Genomic DNA, 24,158 nt, shown 5'->3' on the forward strand with positions numbered 1-24,158 from the left:
AAACAGTTAGGTTTAATGAACTTAAAAGGTTAATCCCATGGATTACACAGAGGATATTGATACTACAACTTAGGGAATTAGAACCTTATCGGGTATGAAAATTATTCGAAAACTTCCAAGTTCGTTCATAAGGAAGGGTTAATGCTAAAAAGACTGCGTGCAACTTACATTATTAACGGAAGAACAATTTGATGAGATGGTTAAACCAGAAAATCTGAAACCTAATATTTGAATCTTTTAAGATAAAAACTAGTTACTAATCAGTAACTAGTTTTTCTTTTTTTCCACCGTTGAAAATCACCTCAGTAGGACAAACAGTTATTACGTAGTATAACCAAAGGGGTGATGCATTTAAAGAAGGTGATAATTTCGAGGGCCGCAAACTGGCAAACGCATAACGATTAATAAAACTGTATAGGAAGAAGATTCAGGATGATAGCCATTAGCTGTAAGGTTATCACCGAGGAACAAGGGCTCGAGCATCGGCAGCCAGATCGAGGTCTGCATAAAGAAAGCAGGGACTGAAGTATGCCTGTGAAGGATTTTCTGAGGAGCTTTTTAGAGCGTCCGGCGTTGAATCGTTTGAGAGAGGACGCAAGTTAAGGACTTATAAGTCAAGTCATTTGATACCAAAATGCAGTAACGAATGAGAAAAATGATTTTCATAACTGTTACATCTCTTTTTCTATATTCTGACTTTATTGAATCTGAGTCACCGGTGGATATTATGCCGGCTGAAATGATTTCCGTTTCACCTATTGAAATAAGGCTTAATGAAATGACAAATTAATAATACCTGCTGATTTGATTATTATTCCTAAACGGTTGCGCTCTGGAGAAGATGAAGAACTGTAAATGGGTGAGAATTTGATGGTTGTCTCCTTAAAAGGCGGACAATCATTTTTTATTCTCGATAAAATTTAATAATAGTAATCCTGAAAAAATAAATAATTGTAAAGACCTAATCTATGCCTTAAAATAACTATAATATTTTGAAAATTTTATCCGAGGTGGGTTATGAAAACTATTGGTCTTATTGGTGGAATGAGTTGGGAATCTTCAGCTGAGTATTATCGAATTATCAATGAAGAAATAAAAAAGAAGTTAGGAGGGCTTCACTCGGCAAAATGCCTTTTATACAGTGTTGACTTTAAGGAAATTGAACATTATCAATCCGTAGGGGCTTGGGATAAAGCTGGTGAAGCTTTAGGGGAAGTTGCAAGATCATTAGAAAAAGCAGGTGCAGATTTTATTGTAATATGTACAAATACTATGCATAAAGTTCTTGGATATATCCAAGAAATGATCACTATACCTATTTTGCATATTGCCGATGCAACTGCAGAACAAATTATTAGACAAGACATTCGCTCAGTAGGATTGCTTGGTACTAAATATACGATGGAACAAGATTTTTATAAATCACGTATTGCGTCTCATGATATTAATGTCATTGTTCCTGATGATGATGAAAGAGAATTAATAAATAATATTATTTATCAAGAACTATGTCTAGGTGAAATTAAACAGTCTTCCAAAAACATTTATAAGAAGATCATAAATAATTTGGTGGATAGAGGAGCAGAAGGAATCATTCTTGGATGCACTGAAATTGGACTATTAGTAAAGGCAGAGGATTCAAAAGTGCCATTATTTGATACGACTTTAATCCATGCTCAAAAAGCAGTAAATAAATCCCTTTCAATTTCTTCTTAGAATGATTACTTCCTATATGTTAAAACCGCTCTTTAGGAGCGGTTTTTATTATGGTTCATTCAATCAATAAATGGAGGAACGTTACAGGAATGATCTTATCATGCCCCTTTTCCTCAGAAATTGAATTTGATGATATTGAAGATGACAGCGAAGTCATAGGGACCTCTCAAACCCAAAATAGATTTTGAAAATGGCCGTATCACAAATGAATTCATCACAGGCCTTGACGCGGTTAAACAGTTTGTATATTTGTCCCTTCATACTGAGCGCTACGCATATTCTGTTTATAGTCATGATTGAAAAAGATAAAATAGAAAAAGCCGGGATGTCAGATCCGGCTTTTCGCTCACTTTCCCTTCGACTTCTTCCGCTTCTCCTTCTCCGCCCGGTAAAACTCATGAAACATCTTCATCAATGCGCGTTTTTCAATCCGCGACACGTAACTCCTTGAAATGCCGAGCTCCTTTGCGATTTCGCGCTGCGTTTTTTCTTTTTTTAGATCAAGCCCGAAGCGGCCGACGATGACTTCTTTTTCGCGGTCGTCTAAAATGTCGATATATTTTTTGACCTTTTCAAGTTCCATGTTGAGCTGAATGGTGTCGATCACATCTTCGCTTTCCGACTTGAGGACATCGATCAGGCTTATTTCATTCCCTTCTTTATCCTGGCCGATCGGATCATGAAGGGAGACGTCTTTTTTCGTTTTTTTCAATGCGCGCAGGTGCATTAAAATCTCATTTTCAATACATCGTGCGGCATATGTGGCAAGCTTCGTGCCTTTTCCGGCTGAATAGCTTTCAATTCCTTTGATCAGCCCGATTGTACCGATGGAGATCAGATCTTCTGCGTCCTCTCCCGTGTTTTCGAATTTTTTCACAATATGGGCGACTAAACGGAGATTATGTTCGATCAGCATGTTGCGGGCGTGTTCATCTCCTTCAGCCATAAGGTCTAAGTATTTTTTCTCCTCATTATTTGAGAGCGGTTGTGGAAAGGCATTATTTTTCACGTATGATACTAAAAACACAAGTTCTTTCACAATAAACCCGAGCGCTGCAAAAACACCTGTCACCGTCCTCACCTCCACAAAGTTATGTAGGCAATCGCCTATATGTAACTGTATGTGTCGGTAGGGCTGTTTGTGTCTGTACAGGGAAATTAATCAAAATCGGGTTTTATTTCTCACAGCCTCTTGATTTTTGCTGATTGAGCCTGTATATTGTTAAAAAAAGTAAGGGTAAAAACAATATAACCGAAAAGCGCTGAAGAGACGAGTAGACAGATATCATTCATGACAGAGAGCTCCGGGAGCTGTGAAGGAGTATGAATGGATGTGTTGAAACAAACCTCTTAGCTTCGCATCGGAATCATGCAACACGAGGATGATGCGGCGGATACTCCTGTTACCGAGTAAGCTTTGTACCCGGCATGGCCGGCACCAAACCGAATTGAGGTGGCATAGCGGGCTGTTTCCCGTCCTCAAGACTTTATTGTCTTGAGGGCGTTTTTTATTTCTAAGGGAGTGATAAGATGAAAAACCTGAAGTCTTGGCGGTACCCGATGTTTCTGTTAACCGGAATCGGGATAGCAAATATTGGTGAATGGATTTATTTTTTGTCTCTTAATCTTATTGTCTTAAAAGAAACGGGGTCTGCTTTTGCGGTTTCCATCCTTTATTTAATCAGGCCTGCGGCTGTTTTGATGACAAATGGGTGGGCGGGCAGCATCATCGACCGGTGCAACAAACGGAATATGATGATGTCGCTTGATTTCATCCGGGCTGCATTCATTGCCGTTCTGCCGCTGATGTTTACTGCACGGTCTTTATTTTCCGTTTATTGTATTGTATTTTTGATTCAAATGGCCAATGCGATGTTTCGTCCGTGTTCCATGGCGTATGTGACGATGCTTATCCCGGCTGAAAGGAGAAAACGATTCAATTCACTAAGGGCTTTGTCGGAATCAGGGGCTTTTCTCCTCGGTCCGGCTGCGGCCGGGCTGCTTTTTATCGCCGGCACGCCGATTTTTGCGATTTGGGTGAATGCGGCGGCTTTAGTGCTGTCCGGGTTCATCACGATGATGCTGCCGAACCTTGAAAATGAGCCTCACGTACATTCTCCCGCACAGAAGCTTTCTTTGGCAGTGTACAAAGAAGATTGGAAGCTCGTCTATCGCTTCAGCCGAACGGCGCGAAACGTCATGATCATTTATTTTTTATTCAGTCTGGTCATGACCGTTATGCCATCCGCGCTTGATTCGCTCGAAGCCGCTTTTGCAAAAGAGGTTCTTCAGCTGACTGATGCCGATTACGGTTTTCTCGTCAGTGTCTCAGGGGCAGGCATTATTGCGGGGGCGCTTGTCAATGTGTTCTTTAATAAAAAAATGCCGGCTTCTTTATTGATGGGAATAGGCTCTTTATTCACAGCGGCCGGATATATGATTTATGCTTTTTCTGACGTTTTTTGGACGGCTGCTTTCGGATTTTTCCTTCTCGCTTTTTTTCTGGCGTTTGCCAATACAGGCTTTCTGACGTTTTATCAAAAGAATGTTCCGGTGGACATCATGGGGAGAGTGGGGAGCTTTTATTCATTAGTCGAAGCTGTCTTCATTATAGTGGTAACGGCGGTTTTCGGAGCGGCTTCTGTCAGTTCGTCCGTCCGCGGCATCGTCATCGCAGGCGCTGCTGTTATGCTGGCGTTGGCTGCCGTTTTATGCTCGTTCTTATTAGCGGCCGCAAAAAGGAGGACTCCTGATGTATTTCAAGCGGATCAATGTAAACAAACATAAAGAGACGGCCGTTTCATTTCGTGAGGATTCGTTTTTCGTCAGCTTTTCAGAGCGAAGGGTGTTTCGGAATATCACCTGAGAGTTTCGGGGGCAATGAAGAGGCTCTGTCATTTTACAGAAAGAAAAACATGGAAGTGATCGGTTCAGAATGTAACAGAAAAGTTCTCAGAATGAGAGGAGCCGTACCGCCGGAATAGGGGGCGGTACGCGCTTCATTTTTTCGTTGTTTTTAAAAGGCCGGGAAACTTCTTATAAATGACCGCCATTAAGACGAGCATATACATTCCGTAAATCCCGAAAGACAGCAGTTTGTTGCTTGTAAATGAAGCGCCTGCGACGGTCACGATCACAATGTTCGGAATTTTGCCGAGCACCGACGCAGAAAAAAAGATCGGCCATCGGATATGACTCAGCCCGCAGACGGTATTCATGGCAAGCGACGGTATAATCGGAATCAGCCGTCCGAAAAGCACCGCCGTAAACGCGTGCTGATGAAATGAATCTTCATATTGGGCCGCGGCCGGGTAAGCCAGCAGCTTTTTTCTGGCCCAGTCTCTGAATCCGTACCGGACGAGAAAAAACAATGCCATTGTTCCGAGCATCGCGCCTGACAATGTAATCCACACCCCGTTTACAATCCCGAAAACCGCTCCGTTTAAGGCCGCGATAATGGCGAATGGAACAATCGGAAAAAATACGTCAGCTGCGACCAGCAGGATACTCATAAGCACGGCGTACATGCCCCCCGCGCGAATCATGCTGAGCCAGACGTCTTTTTGCATAAAGCCGATCATCACGACAGCAATGATGACGGCAAGACTGAATCCCTTTTTTATCATCTGCACGTTCACCTCTTTTCAATTAGTATACAGCACAAATCTATCTCCTTCTATTAAAATAAGCTGTCCGATAAGCATATTTGTTTATCAGCATTTGCCGTTTGATGAGAAACGGCTGCACTCGGATTTGGACAAAAACAAGCGGGAAGCGGGTGATGTGCATCATTTGATGCAGAGAATGATTTTTTATAAAAGGGGACACGTTAACAGTAGTGTTTACTGGAGGTGTAAACGTTGAGATGCTTTCATCTGATCATCATGATATGCGTCCTCACGAGTCTCACTGCCGTGTCCGCCGATGCGAAATCTTTAAAAAGAAGTGACATGGAGAAGACGGGAAACGTGTACTGGGATATAAGGTCTGAAAAAAAGAAACTATCTTTAACCTTCGATGACGGCCCCCATCCTGTCTATACGGAGGCAGTGTTAGACGTGCTGAAACAGCACAATGTGAAAGCAACCTTTTTTTGTGTCGGGAGCCGTATAGACAAATACCCCATAACGGCAAAACGCATCGTTGAAGAAGGGCATGAAATCGGCAACCATACGATGAACCATGTTTATTTTCACCGTCTGAAACGCAAAGACATTTTACAAGAGCTTCACAGCTCAGCGCATCATATCACATCGCTGCAGCCGGCAGGGGACAAGTTATTCCGCCCGCCGGGAGGGTCGCTTAATCATACGGCTTTCAAAAGCATCTTAAAAGAGGGCTATCATATCATCATGTGGTCATGGAACCAAGATCCGAGGGACTGGAAAAGGCCCGGGAAAGGAAAAATCGTCAGGCACGTTGTTTCACATGCCAGAGATGGAGATATCGTTCTTCTGCATGACGGCGGAGGAAACCGGCGCCAGACGGTTGAGGCTTTGAAAGAAATCATTCCCAAGCTGAAAAAGCAGGGCTACACGTTTGTTAAGGTTTCAGATTTGATCGGACAGGATTCCGGTCCTTTTCATATCCAGTAAAGAGAGCGCCGCGTTGAAAGCCTCCAAAGAGATGTGTACCATAGGAGGTAAGGTTTGGGGGGAGAGAAAATGAAGTTTGCTGTTCTTTTTATTACGATAATCTGTCTGTTATCAGGATGCGCCGCGGGCAAAGAGAAAAGTGTTGTCGCGTTCGGCGACAGCAATACGCGCGGTTCCAACTGGGATTATCGTGATTATCCGAAGGCGCAGCAGTGGGTAAACATTTTAAAAACAGCGGAACGCGGCCGTCTTACGGTTATAAATGCGGGAATAGGCGGCCAGACGACTGAGGATGCGCGCCTGCGCTTTCAAAGCGACGTGCTGAACCGTAAGCCCCAATATTTATTTATCATGTTCGGAACAAATGATGCGGGCATTTTGACGGGCGATCAGCCGCGGGTATCAAAGAAACGGTTTAAAGAAAACCTGACTTATTTCATAAACGAAAGCAGAAATCACGGCATAAAGCCGATTTTAATGACGTGCATCCCGGTTATAGAAGGAAACGGAACGCATCATCTCTATTACTATTCGAGATATAAAGCCTCAGCCTTTAAAGAAAAAGGCGGCGCGAGAAAATGGCATAATTCCTATAACGGCGTTACGAGGCAGGTTGCAGCTGAGTTGAAAGTGCCGCTGGTGGATAACTGGAAACACTTTATACGCGCGGACGGCGGCAAAGATACAGACCAGGCGCTGATCCAATCCGGACTGATAGATCCCTCCGGAAATCATATGACGCCAAAAGGCGCCAGAATCTTAATTGAAGGCATAAAAAATGGGCGGGTTTTGGAACGCTGACGCCGTCAGCTGCCTAAACCGTTTTGCTTCTGCTTCATAGGCTGTAGAAAAAACATCTTTTTGGAGGCGATTGCTATGAACCGCGGTTTCCCTCTGCAATATCCTGTATGCCCGCCTCCTCGGGTGAATGCGGGGTACTGGTACGCATTTTTTGTTGTGCTGCTCGTCGTCATTCTCGTCCTGGGCGGTCTGTATTGGTTCAATATATAGCAGCCATCCTCTTAAACACCTCTATTTTAGGGGTGTTTTTTGTTGAAAGTGGTAGTAATGCGCATAACCGAAGTGATATAATATCAGTCATCTGAGTAAAAAAAGGAAATTCGCCCGGGAATTTTTTTCTGTTTAAGAAGAAACGGAAATAATGTGTCCGAGCGATCTTCTTTTGATTTCGTTTTCAATTAACTCGATAAATTCACGGCTCAAATTCATTTCATTGGCTTTGAAATAAGATTCTATTAGTAATTCATCAGAAAGCTTTCTCATGCCGGGGACCCAATTAATGGGAGTGGCACCTCCTTACAATTGTAATCAATCATCAGACGCAAGCATATGATGGAAGGTTGCGTTTCAATCATGGTGAGGTTATCTTTAATCTACCATGAAATACAAATAAGAACAATCGTTCTGTTATCCACACTCGTAAGTGGATAACTTGTTAGTATCTTGTTTATAATCTGGATAAATCCGGATGTAATAAGAGTGGATAATGTGTGTAATTTTATCCACAACTGGTGAAGAAACCCAATTTTTGTCGAAATTTTTTTACTGAGTCCGACTTTGTTTTTAAATCTGACAGGTTTCGACATATAGATGATAGAAAGAAAAGGAAGGGTGCGGGTTTTGTTAAAAAAGTTTTTTTTACCTGACGAATTTGTGAAAAATATATTTCATATCACACCGGAAAAGCTCAAAGAACGCAATGTGAAAGGGATTATTACAGACCTTGACAACACGCTTGTGGAGTGGGACAGACCGAGTGCGACACCTCGATTGATCGAGTGGTTTGAAGAAATGAAGGAGCACGGCATTAAAGTCACGATCGTCTCCAATAATAATGAACGAAGAGTGAAATTATTCTCGGAGCCGCTTGGCATACCGTTTATTTATAAGGCAAGAAAACCGATGGGACGCGCCTTTAAAAGAGCCGTCAGCAGCATGGATCTGAAAAAAGAAGACTGTGTGGTCATCGGCGATCAGCTGCTTACTGATGTTCTCGGCGGAAACAGAAACGGGTATCATACGATCCTCGTCGTGCCTGTCGCTTCCTCTGATGGAGTCATGACGCGCTTTAACCGCCGGATTGAACGGAGAATATTGAGTTCTTTGAAACGTAAAGGCCATATTCAGTGGGAGGATTAGAAATGGAAAAGGTTGTTTGCATCGGCTGCGGAGTAGCGATCCAGACCGAGGATAAACAAGGTCTCGGATACGCGCCAAAGGCATCGCTCACGAAAGAGAATGTCATCTGCCAGCGCTGCTTCAGACTGAAAAATTACAATGAAATTCAAGATGTTTCATTAACGGATGATGACTTTTTAAATATCTTGCACACAATCGGCGATACTGACTCTCTTATTGTCAAAGTCGTTGATATTTTTGATTTTAACGGAAGCTGGATAAACGGGCTGAACCGCTTTGTCGGCGGTAATCCGATTATTCTTGTCGGTAATAAGGCCGATATCCTGCCAAAATCCGTAAAACGGGAACGCCTCGTTCAATGGATGAAACGCGAAGCGAAAGAATACGGCTTAAAACCCCTTGATGTCTTTTTAATCAGCGCTTCCCGCGGACAAGGGATGAAGGAAGTCATTGACGCCATTGAACATTACCGCGAAGGCCGCGATGTGTATGTGGTGGGCTGTACCAATGTCGGCAAATCCACATTTATCAACCGGATTATTAAAGAGGTTTCAGGGGAAGAGAATATTATCACCACCTCTCAATTTCCGGGCACGACGCTTGACGCGATTGAAATCCCGCTCGATGACGGATCAGCGCTTTATGATACGCCGGGAATCATTAACCATCACCAGATGGCGCATTACGTGGACAAGCGTGACTTAAAGGTGCTGACACCGAAAAAAGAACTGAAGCCGCGCACTTTTCAGCTGAATGAAAAACAAACGCTTTATTTCGGCGGGCTTGCCCGGTTTGACTATGTATCAGGCGATAAAACGGCGTTTGTCTGCTATATGCCGAATGAATTGATGATTCACAGAACAAAGCTTGAAAATGCTGATGCCTTATACGAAAAGCATGCGGGAGAACTGCTTACCCCGCCCGGAAAAGATCATTTGGATGAATTTCCGGAGCTTACGCCCCACACGTTTACGATTAAAGAAGGAAAGACGGATATCGTTTTTTCCGGTCTCGGCTGGGTCACGGTGCAGCAAGCAGATAAAAAAATAACGGCATACGCTCCGAAAGGCGTACACGTATTTGTCCGCCGTTCATTAATATAGAGAGAAGGGGAGAGGGAGCATGAAACAATTGTACGGAGTAATCGGAAATCCGATCGGGCATTCAATGTCACCCGATATTCATAACGCGGCTTTGCAAGATAAGAACATCAACGGGCAGTATTTTGCGTTTCAGGTGGAACCTCATCATCTCAAGGACGCCGTTAACGGAATTAAGGCGCTTGGCATCTGCGGAGTGAACGTCACAGTCCCGCATAAAGTCGCGATCATGGAGCATCTGGATGAAATACATGAAAGCGCGAAAGTACTCGGGGCCGTAAATACCGTCAAAAGAGAGGGAGACAGGCTCATCGGGTATAATACTGACGGAGATGGGTTTTATAAATCCTTAGTCAAAGTATTGGACAAACCGATATCAGAGCTCTCCATCCTCATGATTGGGGCGGGAGGAGCGGCAAGAGCGATTTTTACAACGATCGTCCGCAGAGAGCCGAAACAATTTGACGTTTGCAACCGCACGCCGGAAAAAGCAGAAAGTCTGATTGCGGCTGCTCCCTCTTTTCAGCAGAAACGCGCCCTTACTTTAAAAGAAGCTGAAAATCAGCTTGAACAATATGACGTCATTATTCATACAACATCTGTCGGCATGTATCCGAAAACGGATGCCGTGCCGCTCTCATTGGAACGGGCCAAAACGGGCGCCATCGTTTGTGATATCGTATACAACCCGATTCAAACGGCGTTCTTAAAAGAAGCTGAAAAAAGAGGTTTAACAACCCTTGACGGTGTCGGCATGTTTGTGGAACAGGCCGCACTGTCTTTCAAGCTGTGGACGGAACAAGAGCCTGACAGCGGCTTAATGAGAGCGATTGTTGAAGGAAAACTAGGAGGAACACAATGTTAACAGGAAAACAAAAACGGTTTTTGCGTTCAAAAGCGCATCACTTAACGCCTATTTTTCAAGTGGGAAAAGGCGGAGTCAACGAAAACATGGTGAAACAGATTGCCGAGGCTTTAGAAGCAAGAGAGCTGATTAAAGTCAGCGTGCTTCAAAACTGCGAAGACGATAAAAATGATGTCGCAGAAGCCCTTGTGAAAGGCAGCCGCTCACAATTGGTGCAGACGATCGGAAATACGATCGTACTGTATAAGGAATCAAAGGAAAATAAACAAATCGAGCTTCCGTAAGGTGGTTGACATGAAGAAAATCGGAATATTCGGGGGCACATTTGACCCACCGCACAACGGACATCTTCTGATGGCTAATGAAGTCCTTCATCAGGCGGAGCTCGATGAAATTTGGTTTATGCCCAATAAAATCCCTCCGCATAAGCAGAATGAAGACTTTACAGACAGCCGGCACCGGGTGGAGATGCTGAAGCTTGCCATCAGCTCGAATTCCGGCTTTAAGCTTGAGCTTGCGGAAATGGACCGGAAAGGCCCTTCTTATACCTATGATACCGTCCGTTTACTGAAGGAGCGGCACCCGAACGACAAGCTTTTCTTTATTATCGGGGCGGATATGATTGAATATCTGCCGAAATGGTACAAACTGGACGAACTGCTCACGCTCATTCAATTTATCGGAGTGCGGCGCCCGGGGTATCATATTGAGACCCCGTACCCGCTGCTTTTTGCCGACGTTCCGGAATTTGACGTTTCGTCAACGATGCTGAGAGAACGTCTCAAAGCAAAAAAGCCGACGCAATACTTAATGCCGGATAAAGTGAGGCAGTATATAGAGGAGAATGATTTATATGAATCGTGAGGAAGCACTTGCCTGCGTCAAAGAACAGCTGACCGAGCATCGCTACATCCACACAATCGGCGTGACAGATACGGCGGTTATTCTCGCAGGCCGGTTCGGAGCAGATCCGAAAAAAGCGGAAATGGCTGCTATTTTTCATGATTATGCGAAATTCCGGCCGAAAGAAGAAATGAAGCAGATCATCGTGCGGGAAAAAATGCCGGCTGAGCTCTTGGATTACAATGCCGAACTGTGGCATGCCCCTGTGGGAGCGTATCTGGCTGAGAAAGAAGCGGGGATCACTGATCCTGAGATCTTGGATGCAATCCGCTATCACACGTCAGGGCGTCCCGGAATGACCCTTTTAGACAAAGTCATTTACGTTGCGGATTACATTGAACCCGGCCGCCATTTTCCCGGAGTGGAAGAGGTGCGCCGTCTGGCGGAAACGGATCTGAACGAAGCGCTCATACAAGCAATGAAAAATACAATGATATTTCTGATGAAAAAAAACCAGCCGGTCTTTCCGGAGACGTTTGCAACCTATAACTGGCTGGTGTCTCAAAATTGACAGGAGGAATTTGAAGAATGAATCAAGCTTCCGTATTAAAAATCGCGGCAAAAGCATGCGACGATAAACGTGCAGAAGATATTTTAGCGCTGGACATGGAAGGAATCTCACTTATAGCGGATTACTTTTTAATCTGCCACGGGAATTCTGATAAGCAGGTTCAGGCAATTGCGCGTGAAATTAAAGATCAGGCAGAAGAAAACGGCATTGATGTCAAAAAGATGGAAGGGTTTGATGAGGCTCGCTGGATTTTAGTTGATCTCGGCGACGTCATTGTCCACGTTTTCCATAAAGATGAAAGAAGCTACTACAATCTTGAAAAGCTATGGGGCGACGCGCCGCTCGCAGAGCTTGAGCTCGGCTTGAACTCATGATTTACCAAGGCTTCGCCGGCGTATATGACGAGTTAATGTCACATGCGCCGTATGATGAATGGGCGGGCTGGATCGAAGCGTCTCTTCCGGAAAAGGGAAGGGTGCTTGATCTTGCCTGCGGAACCGGAGAAATATCCATCAGGCTTGCTGAAAAAGGCTGCGAAGTCACGGGGATTGATTTGAGTGAAGATATGCTGAGCTGTGCCCAGCAGAAAAAAACGGGAAAGCCGATTCTTTTTCTCCAGCAGGATATGAGAGAGCTTTCCGGTTTTGAAGAACAGTTTGATGCTGTAGTCATCTGCTGTGATTCCCTAAATTACTTAAAAACGAAAAATGATGTCTTAAGCACCTTCAAAAGTGTTTTTCAAGTTTTGAAGGAGGGCGGCCTGCTTCTGTTTGACGTCCATTCCCCATTTAAAATGAAGGAGCTTTTTCCGGACAGCACCCATGCGGATCAGGATGAGCAGATCAGCTATATCTGGCAAAGCTTTGCCGGCGATGAAGAGCTTTCTGTCATCCATGATATGTCCTTTTTCGTATGGAACGGACAATCTTATGACCGCTATGACGAGACGCATGAGCAAAAAACATTTTACATTGAAGAATATGAACAAATGCTTGCAGAGACCGGATTTGAACTGAAGAAGGTGACGGCTGATTTTACAGACCGGCCTCCTTCAACAGAGTCTGAACGTCTTTTCTTCACGGCAGGCAAACCAAAAACCATCGTTTAAACGGAACGATGGTTTTTAAAATGCATTTTTTGCGATTGGCGCGATAAAGCACTTTATGGCATACTCAGTTACACGTGAAATTGCTTCTTCACTAACGATATATCTTCATCGTATTTGTCATGTGTACGCTGAAAGACACGGTTGAACATATCCTGAACACCGCTTTCGAGAGCCTTCAGTCCTTCTCCGGTGACGCCGCCTTTTACGCATACTTTTTCCTGCAAGGCGGGAAGTGTGTAATGCCCTGTTTCCAGAAGCTTTCCGAGACCGACAAGCATTTCCGTCGACATAATCACTGCTTCTTCTTTGGTGATGTCCGTTTCTTCCACTGCCGCGTCAATAAAGCGCTGAACGAGATAACTCATAAAAGCGGGCCCGCAGCTGACAATGTCTGACGCCGCTCTTGTAATGCCGCTGCTGATTTCTACAGGTTTTGAGATATGAGTGAACAGCGTTTCAATATCCGCTTTTGCAGACTCGCTGCAGCTTTTGCCGAACGTAACAAGCGAGACGCCGGCCAAGGCGCGGTTCGTAATGCTCGGAATGACGCGGGCCGTCTGACACGGAACCGTATGTTCAATCTGATCCGTCTGAACGGGACTGGTAATGGAGATTAAAATGTGATCTTTCCGTAAATGCGGTGTGAGTTTCTTTAGCAAAGGATATATATCCAGCGGTTTTACACAAATGAATATTATTTCATTTTCCTGTACGAGCTTTTCCTGATCCTCGGTGACATGGATGCCTCTGAAACGTTCTTTTAGTTTTAATGCTTTTTCGATTGTTCTGTTTGTGATGGTGATATGTGAGGGATCGGCAGCGTTTGATTCGATAAACGATTCAATCAGGATCGTTCCCATGTTTCCGGTGCCGATAAAGCCTATTTTCAATGAATTCCCCTCCTTTTTCCCTTAATCCTCTAAACCTTATGCGGGGAGGCAATGCAATATGACGAAAGCGATGATGACGGAGCGGCTGCGGCGGAACCTGAAAATTCTGGGCGCTTGTCTTGCTGCAGGAGCGGTTTTTATCTGTATTTGGCTGTTTCGTTCTGAAAAGGAAGAGCCGGTCAAACAGCAGTCCGTGCTCGGCCAAACAGCCTCAGCATCCGTCGCGGACAAAAAAGACACCGCAGACGATAAGATTATGATTGATGTGAAAGGCGCGGTCCGAAATCCCGGCGTGTATGAAATGGAAGCGGGAGACAGAGTGACGCAAGCCATTGAAAAAGCCGGCGGCCTGAAGAAAAAGGCGGATGAATTGAATGTTAATTTAGCAGAGCAGCTGCAGGACGGGACGATTGTTTATATTCCGAGTGAAGGCGAAGAGGAGAATCGCCCGAAAACAACAGCGGGTGAAAAGGAGAATGCAGCTGTCAATATCAATACGGCATCTCTGGACGAACTTCAGGCGGTTTCCGGGGTGGGGCAGAAAAAAGCGGAAGCGATTATCGCCTACCGAGAAGAAAACGGACGGTTTCAGACTGCTGAAGATTTGATGAATGTATCAGGCTTTGGAGAAAAGTCATTTGAGCGGATAAAAACTTCCATTACGGTAAAGTGAATTGACGGTTTTGCTTAAATCTATGTAAACTTAGAAAAGCAACAAGACTTTTTGGAGGGAACACTTGTGGAACGAATCTCATGGAATCAATATTTTATGGCGCAAAGCCATTTGCTGGCGCTGAGAAGCACATGTCCGAGACTGTCAGTCGGGGCAACCGTAGTCAGAGACAAGCGGATGATCGCCGGCGGATACAACGGCTCAATTGCCGGAGGCGTCCATTGCGCTGATGAAGGATGCCTTTTAATAGATAATCATTGCCAGCGGACCATACATGCAGAGATGAATGCGATTCTGCAATGTTCTAAGTTCGGTGTTCCGACGGAGGGCGCCGAAATTTATGTGACGCATTATCCTTGTATTCAATGCTGTAAATCAATTATTCAGGCAGGTATCAAAACGGTTTATTATGCCGAAGATTACAAAACACAGCCTTATGCAAAAGAGCTGTTCAGCCAAGCCGGAGTCAAGGTGGAGCAGGTCGAACTTGATGAAATGATCATCGATCTGAAAAACCGCGAAAAATTGTCTTTTGTAGCAGGTCTGATTCAGCAATTATCTGATGCGGGGGTTAAGGCAGATGAACTGAAAAAAATTCATGAACAGGCCAATGAGCTGTTTACCAGTTACGTATAAATGAAATATAAATACCTTCTTCTGCCTCTGGCGGCGGTTTCTGCAACTGCGGGAATTGCCGCCGCTCATGTCTTCTGGGTTCTGCTCCTTTTTCTTCTGTATCTTCTCTTTATTATTGTAAAAACAAAGCAGCATGCTCCGGTTATTGTCTGCCTCGTTTCTTTTTGTCTTTATTTCTTTCTTTATACGGTTTGTGACGCTGCGAATGTAACGCGGTATCAGGCCGGCAGTTATACTGAACAGGTCGTCATCACTAACATTCCGAAGGTTGACGGAGCGAAAATGTCAGCCGTTATCCGTACACATGACAAGGAAAAATGGGCGGCTTCGTACAAAATCCGGTCTCTTGAGGAAAAGAGACTCATTGAACAGCTTGAACCGGGGATGCGCTGCACGTTTACAGGCTCTCTGGAGCAGCCTGCACATGCGACGGTTCCCGGAGGTTTTGATTATAAGGAATATCTTTACTCTCAGCAGATTCACTGGTTATTTTCCGTGACTTCCATTCAGCAGTGTGAAAAATCCAAACAGCCGCTGTTTAAACTGCTGAACATCAGAAAAAATTTGATTTCGATCATTCGGAATCACGTGCCTGAATCTTCCGCCGGAATTGTTGAAGCGCTGACCTTAGGTGAAAGATTTTCTATAGAGGACGATATACTGAGTGCATATCAAAATTTGGGAGTCGTTCATTTAATGGCGATTTCCGGAATGCATGTCGGTCTTATTACGGCGGGATTATTTTATGCTCTGATCAGAATCGGGCTGACAAGAGAAAAAGCGGGAATTTTGCTGCTGTTGTTTTTGCCGGTGTATACGCTGCTGAGCGGTGCCGCCCCATCCGTATTGCGCGCATCCCTCATGCTGGGATTTTATATCGCCGGAACTCTTGTTAAACGCGGCATTCATTCCTCCGCTGCATTGTCCCTGTCTTATCTGCTGCTCCTGCTGTTTAATCCTTACTTCCTTTGGCAGGCGGGCTTCCAGCTTTCCTTTGCGGTAAGCGCCTCTTTAATTCTGTCATCCTCCATTTTAAAGAAAGCAGGGAAAAGCAGACTTGCCGGGCTTGCGATGGCTTCATTCATTGCGGAGCTCAGCTCACTTCCGTTTCTTCTCTATCATTTTCAGCAAATTTCACTTGTCAGTTTTCCGATGAATATGGTGATGGTGCCATTTTATACGTTATTTGTCATTCCGGTTTCTGTCATTGGTTTCCTTCTTCTTTTACTTTCAGGGCAGATGGGAGAATGTTTGTTTGATATGTTCGACCTTGTGATGAAGCCTGTACATGATTTCATTACATATGCGGCATCCGTTGATTTATTTACTATGATTGTGTCAAAGCCTGACTTTCTTTCCCTTCTTCTGCTTGCGGTTTCCGTTTTTACTCTATTTGCGGCTTTGGAAAAGGGAGGTTTTTTAAAACTCAGGAAATCGGCTCTTTTTTTCTGCGCGGTTTTGGCTTATTTAATATGCCGTCCGTATTTCAGTCCATGGGGAGAAGCGGATATGCTTGATATCGGGCAGGGAGACTCACTGTTTATAAGCGCGCCGCACCGCAAAGGGACCGTAATGGTAGATACAGGGGGAGTGATTGCTTATCCCGGAGAATCATGGAAAGAAAAACGCCACCCGTATTCAATCGGTGAGAAGGTTTTGATTCCATTTTTAAACGGAAAAGGGGTGAAAAAGCTGGATGCACTGATTTTAACCCATGCGGATCAAGATCACATCGGAGAAGCCGGAGTGTTAATCAAAAATCATAGAGTCAAACGGTTAATTGTCCCCGTGGGATTCGTAAAAGAACCGAAAGATCAGAACATATTAAATATGGCGAAAGAAAACAACATTCCCGTTGCCGAAGCAAAGCGGGGCGACACCATTACAGCCGGTGATCTTCAGTTTCAGGTGCTGTCTCCGGAGTCGTCTGACGGAAGGAGTAAAAATGATTCGTCATTGGTGCTTTGGACGGTTTTAAGCGGAGTGAGCTGGCTTTTGACGGGAGATTTAGAATCGGACGGCGAAACGGAAGTGCTGAAAACGTATCCGAATCTGAAGGCTGATATATTGAAGGCGGGTCATCACGGCAGCAAAAGCTCAACGAGTGAAGCCTTTTTGAAACAGCTTCAGCCGGAAGCGGCGCTGATTTCAGCAGGAAAAGAGAATCGATACCATCATCCGCATGAAGAAGTGCTGGATCGTTTGAAGGCGTACTCTGTCAATGTGCTTCGCACCGATATCAGCGGAACGATTCAATACAGATTTAAAAAAGGCGCCGGAACGTTTTCCGTCTTCCCTCCATATGATATAGAAGAAACCAGGGCGCAAGAAGTAAAAAAGACTGCCGATTGACAGCAGCCCGGAATGCGGCTAAGAGCCGATAAGATGGATGGCTGTTGCCATCACGAACAAAAAGGCGAAAAATCCGAAGGACACGACAAAACCGACAGCTGAGTCAACAGCATCATTTCGTTTGCTTTGAACGTTTTTTTCAAAATCATTCAATTTCATCCCTCCTGACTTCCCTAAGTATACTGGAATTGTTTTGAAAAATCTAGAAGTGATGGTAACGTTTTCTGTTCTTGTGATTATCGCCTTTTTACAAGCAGACCCGGGAGCTTGTGAATCAGGCGTTTATTATAAATGAGGAAGCTGTCCTTAAAGCTTCCTCTTTACTATTTGCCGAACTCAATTTAGGATAGAAGGGGATCAAGAAAGAGAGGAAGTCATACGATCATGGTATTTGATGTTTGGAAAGCCCTGAAAAAAGGGGATGTCCGCTCCGTTTATTGCTTATACGGAAAAGAAACGTATCTGCTCCAAGAGACTGTCAGCCGGATCAGACAAGCTGTCGTTGATGAGGAGACAAAGGATTTTAACCTGTCTGTTTTTGATCTTGAAGAAGATCCGCTTGACCAGGCCGTAACCGATGCGGAAACGTTTCCGTTTATGGGAGAGAAGCGGCTGGTCATCGTAAAAAACCCGTCTTTTTTAACAGGGGAAAAAAAGAAAGAAAAAATAGAGCATAATACAGCCGCTCTGGAGACTTATCTGAAGGAGCCTGCACCTTACACGGTCTTTGTGATTGTGGCTCCGTATGAGAAGCTGGACGAACGGAAAAAGCTGACGAAAGCGCTGAAGCAAAAAGCCCTTATGATTGAAGCTAAGGAGCTGAATGCAAAGGAGACGACTGATTTTACGATTAATCTGGCGAAATCCGAAAATAAAATGATCGATACAGAAGCTGCCGAGCATTTGGTTCTGCTTGCAAACGGCCATCTGTCTTCCATATATCAGGAAATACAAAAACTCTCCGCCTACACCGGTAACAGACATGAGATCACACTTGAAGATGTCCGGGAGCTCGTCGCAAGAAGTTTGGAGCAGAATATTTTTGAGCTGATCAACAAAATCGTGAACCGAAAACGGACGGAAAGTCTTCAAATATTTTATGATCTTTTAAAACAAAACGAAGAACCGATCAAAATTATGGCGCTGATCGCCAACCAATTCCGTCTGATTATGCAGACGAAGTATTTTGCAGGACAAGGATACGGCCAAAAGCAAATCGCTTCCAACTTAAAGGTGCACCCCTTCCGGGTAAAGCTGGCGATGGATCAGGCGAGGCTTTTTTCTGAAGAAGAGCTGCGGCGTATTATAGAAAGACTCGCAGTGATGGATTATGAAATGAAAACGGGGAAAAAGGACAAGCAGCTCTTGCTGGAGCTCTTTCTCCTTGAGCTTCTCCGGACTGAATGAAAAAAACGATCCCCGTTAAAGGGATCGTTTTTGTATTATGCAGAAAGTCCGTTCACTTGTTTCGCAAGTCTAGATTTGTATCGAGCTGCGGCATTTTTGTGTACAAGACCTGTTTTCACTGCTTTATCAATGCGTTTCGCTGCTTCAGAAAGAGCAGTTTTCGCTTTATCCGCTTCGTTGTTAGCAACAGAAGCTTCAACTTGTTTGATTGCAGTACGCATAGCAGATTTGATTGTCGCGTTATGAGCGCGGCGTTCGTTGTTTGTTTTTGTACGTTTAATCGCTGATTTAATGTTTGGCATGTGTTTCACCTCCTAAGATACAACCTGTAGCACAGTGTCTTAAGGTTAAATCTTCTTCACAATAGAACAAATTGTATTCTATCAAACAGAACTTTAGATTGCAATATAAATGTAAAGTATTTTTCGTTGATGGGTAAATTCGCATGATTCGTTTTGTAAATGGCCACACTATGTACCACGATGATTGAAGGAGGTCTTCCCTGTGAAAAACAACGAACTGGATGTCAATCAATTTCTGATACGGACGGATTTAGCGGTAGAAACGAAACAGGCAGTAAAAGACGGACAAGCCGGTCAGAAAAAAGAAATAAACGGGTTTATTGAAAAAGAACGCGACAAGGGCGGCATTAAAGTCAGAACCGTCGATATTACCAAAGAAGGCGCCGAGCTATCGGGGAAAAAGCAGGGACGCTATGTCACGATCGAGGCTCAAGGGGTTCGGGAACACGACTCTGAGATGCAGGAAAAAGTAACGGAAGTGTTTGCCGAGGAATTTTCCGCCTATCTGTCGGCATTAAAGATTCCAAAGGATGCAAGCTGTTTGATCGTCGGTCTGGGCAACTGGAATGTGACGCCGGATGCGCTCGGCCCTCTCGTGACCGAAAACCTTCTCGTGACAAGGCATCTGTTCAGGCTTCAGCCGGAAAACGTACAGGAAGGGTACAGGCCGGTCAGCGCGCTTGCTCCCGGTGTGATGGGATTAACGGGAATTGAAACGAGCGATATTATTCAAGGCGTGATCAAAGAATCAAAGCCGGATTTTGTGATTGCGGTAGACGCTCTTGCGGCGAGAGCCGTTGAAAGGGTGAACACGACCATCCAATTTTCTGATACAGGCATTCACCCGGGATCAGGCGTCGGCAATAAGAGAAAAGAATTAAGCAAGGAAACGCTCGGCATTCCCGTCATCGCAATCGGGGTACCGACTGTCGTTGATGCGGTTACGATCGCAAGCGATACGGTGGATTATATTTTAAAACATTTCGGCAGAGAGATGAAAGATGACAGCCCGTCAAGATCTCTGGTGCCCGCCGGAATGAACTTCGGCAAAAAGAAGGTGCTGACAGACGAAGACCTTCCCGGAGAAAAAGAACGCCAATCCTTTCTCGGTATTGTCGGCACGCTGGACGAAAACGAAAAACGCCAGCTGATTCACGAAGTGCTTTCTCCGCTCGGCCATAATCTGATGGTCACGCCGAAGGAGATTGACACCTTTATTGATGATATGGCGAATGTGCTTGCAAACGGGTTAAACACCGCCCTTCATGAAAAAGTGTCACAAGATAACAAAGGTTCTTATAATCATTAAAATGGTTCTACCTCCTCTAGCTTGTTCATAGAGTAATTACTAGACAAGCGCTGGAGGGATTCAAATCATGAGAAAAAAACGCAGAAACCGTCAAATTGTCGTTGCAGTAAACGGTGGAAATGCGCTCAAGGGCATGTTTTTGTTTATGACAAGCCTTATCGTTATTTTCGTATTATCGGGTGTGCTCACATCGCTTCGCCCTGAACTGAGGCTTTCTTCGGATTCTCTTCACGGAATTGCCGGAGAACTTCCGGGTGACGCGTTTGCACACCTCCTTGGCATGGAAAATCATTATTTCGCCTCAGAGCTTCCTGAAAAAGACTCTTTTCAGCTGTCCCGGCTTTCCTTAAAACTGGCGACAAGCATTAATATGGAAGACCCGCGGAGTTTCTTGGGACGTGAGCTGCCGGGATTTGCCCAATACGATACGGAGATCCTTCTGGCGGGGCAGGGGACGGATTATACGAATATGCCGGCTGAATCTCCGCCGCCGTCAAAGGTGATGGAAAAAGAAAAAGAAGTGAACCTAGCAGAAATCGAAAACAAAACGAAAAAAGAAGAAACGGCGCCGCCGAAACATTCAACAGGCAGCAAAAAAGTCGTTTTTATTTACCACACTCATAATACCGAATCCTATCTTCCTCTGTTAAAGGGGGAAACAAATCCGGATAACGCCCGCCATTCGAAGGCTAATGTCACGCTTGTCGGAGATATGTTCGGAAAAGCGCTTGAAGCGCAAGGTGTAGGAGCGACCGTAGATAAAACCGACATTCAGGCCCGCCTGAACAAAGACGGCTTAAATTATGCGCGAAGCTACGACGAATCAAGGCCGGTCGTAAAAAGCGCGCTCGCCAAAAATAAAAACCTGCAATATACCATAGACATTCACCGGGATTCCCGCCGCAAGAAAAATACGACAGCCGACATTAAAGGAAAAAGCTATGCCAGAGTCGCCATCGTCGTTGGCAAAAAAAGCGCTAATTTTGAAGAAAACTATAAACTCGCAAGTGAACTTCATAAGGTGATGGAGAAAAAATACCCCGGCTTAAGCGTCGGTGTTTTATCAAAAGGCTCTCCGGGAGATAATGGAGTATACAACCAAGATTTAAACGACCGGTCGCTTCTGCTGGAATTCGGGGGCGTGGATAACAATCTTGAAGAACTGAGGCGCGCATCAGATGCCGTGGCCGATGTGTTCAGCGAACTGTACTGGGATGCAGAAAAGGTCAGTTCGCAATCAGGAGAGAAGAAAAAACAATAGAAATCAGGTGATTCAAATGATCCGTTTTACCGGCAAATGCCTGCTGATCGCCATTGTCATGTTTTTCGGCGTTTTGTTCGGCATGCAGCAGGCAAACAGCGGAATGCTTGATATGAAAGGATACAAAGATCCCTCCTTAAAAGGAGCATTCACGCTCGGCGGCGGAGAAGGACAGGAAAAAGAAGCTTCCATTTTGGGACAAACCGTTACGGCGAAAGATCTGGAAGAAAAACAAAAACAGCTGGAACAGGCGGAAACCTTCAACCTGTTTTCAAAAGCCGGAGAAACCCTTTCAAATACCGTGACGGACTCGGCGCAGGCGATGTATGAGTGGGTTTCGAAACTGAACCGTTAGCATTGATGAAGAGAAAAGCGGATGATTCCTTAAAGGAAGCTTTTCTCTTTCTTGTTTTAATTGAATGTTTACAATCCTATTGATATAATCTAAGCTAGTGTATTTTGCGTTTAATAGTAGGAGTGATAGATTGTGACAGATAAAGAAAAGCGTTTAGAGAGGCAGTCAAGAATCCGGAATTTCTCCATCATCGCCCACATAGACCACGGCAAATCGACCTTGGCGGATCGGATTTTAGAAAAAACATCGGCGATCACCCAGCGGGAAATGAAAGAACAATTGCTTGATTCAATGGACCTTGAACGCGAACGGGGAATTACCATCAAATTAAATTCCGTTCAGCTGAAATACAAAGCAAAAGACGGAGAAGAATATATATTCCATCTCATCGACACGCCCGGACACGTCGACTTTACATATGAAGTATCGCGAAGCCTGGCTGCCTGTGAAGGCGCGATTCTCGTTGTTGATGCGGCTCAGGGAATAGAAGCGCAGACATTGGCGAACGTCTATCTGGCGCTTGATAATGATCTTGAGATTCTTCCTGTCATTAATAAAATCGATCTTCCGAGCGCAGAGCCAGAACGTGTGCGTCAAGAGGTTGAGGACGTTATCGGCCTTGACGCTTCAGACGCCGTCCTCGCTTCAGCGAAAGCGGGCATCGGCATCGAAGACATTTTAGAGCAGATCGTAGAAAAAGTGCCGGCTCCTGCGGGAGATCCGGAAGCTCCGCTGAAAGCGCTCATCTTTGACTCGCTTTATGACGCGTACCGCGGAGTCGTCGCGTATATCAGAGTCGTAGAAGGAACGGTCAAACCGGGCCAGAAAATTAAAATGATGGCAACCGGAAAAGAGTTTGAAGTGACAGAAGTCGGTGTGTTCACGCCGAAAGCAACTCCGACAGATGAACTGACCGTCGGCGATGTCGGCTTTTTAACTGCTGCGATCAAAAATGTCGGTGACACACGCGTCGGTGACACGATAACAAGCGCGGCCAATCAGGCTGCCGAAGCATTGCCTGGATATCGTAAGCTGAACCCGATGGTGTATTGCGGTTTGTATCCGATCGATACGGCCAAATACAACGATTTAAGGGAAGCTCTTGAGAAGCTTGAACTGAATGACTCATCGCTTCAATATGAAGCAGAGACATCCCAAGCGCTCGGATTCGGTTTCCGCTGCGGATTTTTAGGTATGCTTCACATGGAAATCATTCAGGAGCGGATTGAGCGTGAGTTTAAAATCGACCTGATCACAACGGCACCGAGTGTTATCTATGATGTGTATATGACAGACGGCGAAAAGGTTGTTGTCGACAACCCGTCCAACATGCCTGACCCACAAAAGATCGAAAGAATCGAGGAGCCGTATGTAAAAGCGACAATGATGGTGCCGAACGATTATGTCGGTGCGGTGATGGAGCTTTGCCAAGGAAAACGCGGCAATTTTATCGACATGCAATATTTAGACGCAAATCGTGTCAGCATTGTCTATGACATGCCATTAGCGGAAATCGTCTATGAGTTTTTTGATCAGCTGAAATCAAGCACAAAAGGCTACGCGTCCTTTGATTACGAACTGATCGGCTACAAACCGTCTAAACTTGTCAAGATGGACATTATGCTGAACGGAGAAAAAATCGACGCGCTGTCATTTATCGTGCATCGCGATTACGCGTACGAACGCGGAAAAGTAATTGTGGAAAAACTGAAAGAGCTTATTCCGCGCCAGCACTTTGAAGTACCGATTCAAGCAGCGATCGGACAGAAAATCGTGGCCCGCTCGACCATTAAGGCCATGCGGAAAAACGTCCTTGCAAAATGTTACGGAGGAGACATCTCGCGGAAACGGAAGCTTCTTGAAAAACAAAAAGAAGGAAAACGCCGGATGAAGCAGGTCGGCTCAGTAGAAGTGCCGCAGGAAGCGTTTATGGCCGTTCTTAAAATGGATGACAGCCCGAAAAAATAACGGAAGCCGCCGCAGTCCCGCACTGCGGCTTCTTTCTGTAAAGAAGA

General features: G+C 44.9%; 26 protein-coding genes and 6 pseudogenes. 26 read left to right on the forward strand and 6 right to left on the reverse strand.

What is annotated here, in order from left to right; translation table 11 throughout:
- Window positions 1–2: 2 nt before the first annotated feature.
- The 5 genes and pseudogenes from ACNFN4_RS02660 to ACNFN4_RS02680 form a co-directional block, all read left to right on the forward strand.
- A pseudogene (locus tag ACNFN4_RS02660) lies at window positions 3–83 on the forward strand (winged helix-turn-helix transcriptional regulator); the annotation flags it as partial.
- A 349-nt stretch (window positions 84–432) separates the two neighbouring features.
- A pseudogene (locus tag ACNFN4_RS02665) lies at window positions 433–600 on the forward strand (recombinase family protein); the annotation flags it as partial.
- Between the two features lie 55 nt (window positions 601–655).
- Window positions 656–924, forward strand: a pseudogene (locus ACNFN4_RS02670) (DUF2577 family protein).
- Window positions 925–1,017: 93 nt separating this feature from the next.
- Window positions 1,018–1,716: an aspartate/glutamate racemase family protein gene (locus tag ACNFN4_RS02675; RefSeq protein ID WP_182071852.1), complete on the forward strand. Its 699-nt coding sequence runs from the start codon at window positions 1,018–1,020 to the stop codon at window positions 1,714–1,716.
- An 89-nt stretch (window positions 1,717–1,805) separates the two neighbouring features.
- Window positions 1,806–2,013: pseudogene (locus ACNFN4_RS02680) on the forward strand (DUF2634 domain-containing protein); the annotation flags it as partial.
- Window positions 2,014–2,062: 49 nt separating this feature from the next.
- Here ACNFN4_RS02680 and sigK read toward each other — a convergent pair.
- On the reverse strand, window positions 2,063–2,788 hold the full coding sequence (gene sigK / locus ACNFN4_RS02685; protein ID WP_014418430.1) for an RNA polymerase sporulation sigma factor SigK: 726 nt from the start codon (window positions 2,786–2,788) through the stop codon (window positions 2,063–2,065).
- Between the two features lie 458 nt (window positions 2,789–3,246).
- On the opposite strand from sigK, the gene ACNFN4_RS02690 reads away from it, so the two are divergent.
- Window positions 3,247–4,503 carry an MFS transporter gene (locus ACNFN4_RS02690; RefSeq protein WP_448199984.1) on the forward strand — a complete coding sequence of 419 codons (1,257 nt, stop codon included), beginning with the start codon at window positions 3,247–3,249 and terminating at the stop codon, window positions 4,501–4,503.
- A 212-nt stretch (window positions 4,504–4,715) separates the two neighbouring features.
- Here ACNFN4_RS02690 and ACNFN4_RS02695 read toward each other — a convergent pair whose 3' ends face one another.
- Complete coding sequence (locus ACNFN4_RS02695) at window positions 4,716–5,342, reverse strand: TVP38/TMEM64 family protein (protein WP_014418428.1); 627 nt, start codon at window positions 5,340–5,342, stop codon at window positions 4,716–4,718.
- 234 nt (window positions 5,343–5,576) lie between these two features.
- Here ACNFN4_RS02695 and ACNFN4_RS02700 point away from each other — a divergent pair, with 234 nt between their 5' ends.
- The 3 genes from ACNFN4_RS02700 to ACNFN4_RS02710 all read left to right on the forward strand — a co-directional run bounded on the left by ACNFN4_RS02700 (window position 5,577) and on the right by ACNFN4_RS02710 (window position 7,322).
- Window positions 5,577–6,311: a polysaccharide deacetylase family protein gene (locus ACNFN4_RS02700; protein ID WP_022552931.1), complete on the forward strand. Its 735-nt coding sequence runs from the start codon at window positions 5,577–5,579 to the stop codon at window positions 6,309–6,311.
- Window positions 6,312–6,380: 69 nt separating this feature from the next.
- Window positions 6,381–7,112 carry an SGNH/GDSL hydrolase family protein gene (locus tag ACNFN4_RS02705; protein WP_174747048.1) on the forward strand — a complete coding sequence of 244 codons (732 nt, stop codon included), beginning with the start codon at window positions 6,381–6,383 and terminating at the stop codon, window positions 7,110–7,112.
- Between the two features lie 75 nt (window positions 7,113–7,187).
- Complete coding sequence (locus tag ACNFN4_RS02710) at window positions 7,188–7,322, forward strand: hypothetical protein (protein ID WP_014721534.1); 135 nt, start codon at window positions 7,188–7,190, stop codon at window positions 7,320–7,322.
- A 132-nt stretch (window positions 7,323–7,454) separates the two neighbouring features.
- Here the strand turns inward: ACNFN4_RS02710 and sda are convergent, their stop codons facing one another.
- Entirely contained in the window at window positions 7,455–7,595 is a 141-nt protein-coding gene (gene sda, locus ACNFN4_RS02715) for a sporulation histidine kinase inhibitor Sda (RefSeq protein ID WP_003152850.1), read from the reverse strand.
- Between the two features lie 357 nt (window positions 7,596–7,952).
- Here sda and ACNFN4_RS02720 point away from each other — a divergent pair, with 357 nt between their 5' ends.
- Genes ACNFN4_RS02720 through ACNFN4_RS02755 form a run of 8 tightly spaced genes read left to right on the forward strand, consistent with a single transcriptional unit; the run spans window position 7,953 to window position 12,958 of the window.
- Window positions 7,953–8,471: a YqeG family HAD IIIA-type phosphatase gene (locus tag ACNFN4_RS02720; RefSeq protein ID WP_007408254.1), complete on the forward strand. Its 519-nt coding sequence runs from the start codon at window positions 7,953–7,955 to the stop codon at window positions 8,469–8,471.
- A gap of 2 nt (window positions 8,472–8,473) precedes the next feature.
- Window positions 8,474–9,574 (forward strand): ribosome biogenesis GTPase YqeH, encoded by a 1,101-nt coding sequence (gene yqeH, locus ACNFN4_RS02725; RefSeq protein WP_014418423.1) that lies wholly within the window; start codon window positions 8,474–8,476, stop codon window positions 9,572–9,574.
- A 19-nt stretch (window positions 9,575–9,593) separates the two neighbouring features.
- Window positions 9,594–10,436: a shikimate dehydrogenase gene (gene aroE, locus ACNFN4_RS02730; protein WP_003152856.1), complete on the forward strand. Its 843-nt coding sequence runs from the start codon at window positions 9,594–9,596 to the stop codon at window positions 10,434–10,436.
- On the forward strand, window positions 10,430–10,720 hold the full coding sequence (gene yhbY, locus ACNFN4_RS02735; RefSeq protein WP_003152858.1) for a ribosome assembly RNA-binding protein YhbY: 291 nt from the start codon (window positions 10,430–10,432) through the stop codon (window positions 10,718–10,720). The genes aroE and yhbY overlap by 7 nt, the downstream gene beginning before the upstream one ends.
- Before the next feature lie 10 nt (window positions 10,721–10,730).
- The gene (locus ACNFN4_RS02740) at window positions 10,731–11,300 is read left to right on the forward strand and encodes a nicotinate-nucleotide adenylyltransferase (RefSeq protein WP_007408258.1); all 570 of its coding nucleotides are present in this window, start codon (window positions 10,731–10,733) and stop codon (window positions 11,298–11,300) included.
- The gene (gene yqeK, locus ACNFN4_RS02745; RefSeq protein WP_014418422.1) at window positions 11,290–11,850 is read left to right on the forward strand and encodes a bis(5'-nucleosyl)-tetraphosphatase (symmetrical) YqeK; all 561 of its coding nucleotides are present in this window, start codon (window positions 11,290–11,292) and stop codon (window positions 11,848–11,850) included. The genes ACNFN4_RS02740 and yqeK overlap by 11 nt, the downstream gene beginning before the upstream one ends.
- Window positions 11,851–11,867: 17 nt before the next feature.
- Window positions 11,868–12,224 (forward strand): ribosome silencing factor, encoded by a 357-nt coding sequence (gene rsfS / locus ACNFN4_RS02750; protein ID WP_007408260.1) that lies wholly within the window; start codon window positions 11,868–11,870, stop codon window positions 12,222–12,224.
- Window positions 12,221–12,958, forward strand: coding sequence for a class I SAM-dependent DNA methyltransferase (locus ACNFN4_RS02755; RefSeq protein ID WP_167408922.1), 738 nt, complete (start codon window positions 12,221–12,223; stop codon window positions 12,956–12,958). The genes rsfS and ACNFN4_RS02755 overlap by 4 nt, the downstream gene beginning before the upstream one ends.
- Before the next feature lie 68 nt (window positions 12,959–13,026).
- Here the strand turns inward: ACNFN4_RS02755 and comER are convergent, their stop codons facing one another.
- Window positions 13,027–13,848 carry a late competence protein ComER gene (comER, locus tag ACNFN4_RS02760; protein ID WP_202331466.1) on the reverse strand — a complete coding sequence of 274 codons (822 nt, stop codon included), beginning with the start codon at window positions 13,846–13,848 and terminating at the stop codon, window positions 13,027–13,029.
- 58 nt (window positions 13,849–13,906) lie between these two features.
- On the opposite strand from comER, the gene ACNFN4_RS02765 reads away from it, so the two are divergent.
- The 3 genes from ACNFN4_RS02765 to ACNFN4_RS02775 all read left to right on the forward strand — a co-directional run bounded on the left by ACNFN4_RS02765 (window position 13,907) and on the right by ACNFN4_RS02775 (window position 17,509).
- Window positions 13,907–14,521 (forward strand): helix-hairpin-helix domain-containing protein, encoded by a 615-nt coding sequence (locus ACNFN4_RS02765; RefSeq protein ID WP_014418419.1) that lies wholly within the window; start codon window positions 13,907–13,909, stop codon window positions 14,519–14,521.
- A gap of 66 nt (window positions 14,522–14,587) precedes the next feature.
- Complete coding sequence (locus ACNFN4_RS02770; RefSeq protein ID WP_003152868.1) at window positions 14,588–15,157, forward strand: ComE operon protein 2; 570 nt, start codon at window positions 14,588–14,590, stop codon at window positions 15,155–15,157.
- Window positions 15,158–17,509: a DNA internalization-related competence protein ComEC/Rec2 gene (locus ACNFN4_RS02775; RefSeq protein WP_029973403.1), complete on the forward strand. Its 2,352-nt coding sequence runs from the start codon at window positions 15,158–15,160 to the stop codon at window positions 17,507–17,509.
- 18 nt (window positions 17,510–17,527) lie between these two features.
- On the opposite strand, the gene ACNFN4_RS02780 is transcribed toward ACNFN4_RS02775, so the two are convergent.
- Entirely contained in the window at window positions 17,528–17,662 is a 135-nt protein-coding gene (locus ACNFN4_RS02780) for a YqzM family protein (RefSeq protein ID WP_003152870.1), read from the reverse strand.
- A gap of 40 nt (window positions 17,663–17,702) precedes the next feature.
- On the opposite strand from ACNFN4_RS02780, the pseudogene ACNFN4_RS02785 reads away from it, so the two are divergent.
- Window positions 17,703–17,854: pseudogene (locus tag ACNFN4_RS02785) on the forward strand (hypothetical protein).
- A 39-nt stretch (window positions 17,855–17,893) separates the two neighbouring features.
- Window positions 17,894–18,935, forward strand: a pseudogene (gene holA, locus ACNFN4_RS02790) (DNA polymerase III subunit delta).
- A gap of 16 nt (window positions 18,936–18,951) precedes the next feature.
- Here the strand turns inward: holA and rpsT are convergent.
- Window positions 18,952–19,218: a 30S ribosomal protein S20 gene (gene rpsT / locus ACNFN4_RS02795; protein WP_003152876.1), complete on the reverse strand. Its 267-nt coding sequence runs from the start codon at window positions 19,216–19,218 to the stop codon at window positions 18,952–18,954.
- A gap of 202 nt (window positions 19,219–19,420) precedes the next feature.
- On the opposite strand from rpsT, the gene gpr reads away from it, so the two are divergent.
- From gpr to lepA, 4 genes are all read left to right on the forward strand, one after another.
- Window positions 19,421–20,527, forward strand: coding sequence for a GPR endopeptidase (gene gpr / locus ACNFN4_RS02800; RefSeq protein WP_014418417.1), 1,107 nt, complete (start codon window positions 19,421–19,423; stop codon window positions 20,525–20,527).
- A 67-nt stretch (window positions 20,528–20,594) separates the two neighbouring features.
- The gene (gene spoIIP / locus ACNFN4_RS02805; RefSeq protein WP_448199985.1) at window positions 20,595–21,788 is read left to right on the forward strand and encodes a stage II sporulation protein P; all 1,194 of its coding nucleotides are present in this window, start codon (window positions 20,595–20,597) and stop codon (window positions 21,786–21,788) included.
- Window positions 21,789–21,804: 16 nt separating this feature from the next.
- Window positions 21,805–22,143, forward strand: coding sequence for a YqxA family protein (locus tag ACNFN4_RS02810; RefSeq protein ID WP_007408270.1), 339 nt, complete (start codon window positions 21,805–21,807; stop codon window positions 22,141–22,143).
- A gap of 132 nt (window positions 22,144–22,275) precedes the next feature.
- Entirely contained in the window at window positions 22,276–24,111 is a 1,836-nt protein-coding gene (gene lepA, locus ACNFN4_RS02815) for a translation elongation factor 4 (RefSeq protein WP_014418416.1), read from the forward strand.
- Window positions 24,112–24,158 lie beyond the last annotated feature (47 nt).

The organism is Bacillus sp. N1(2025) (genome assembly GCF_053470005.1).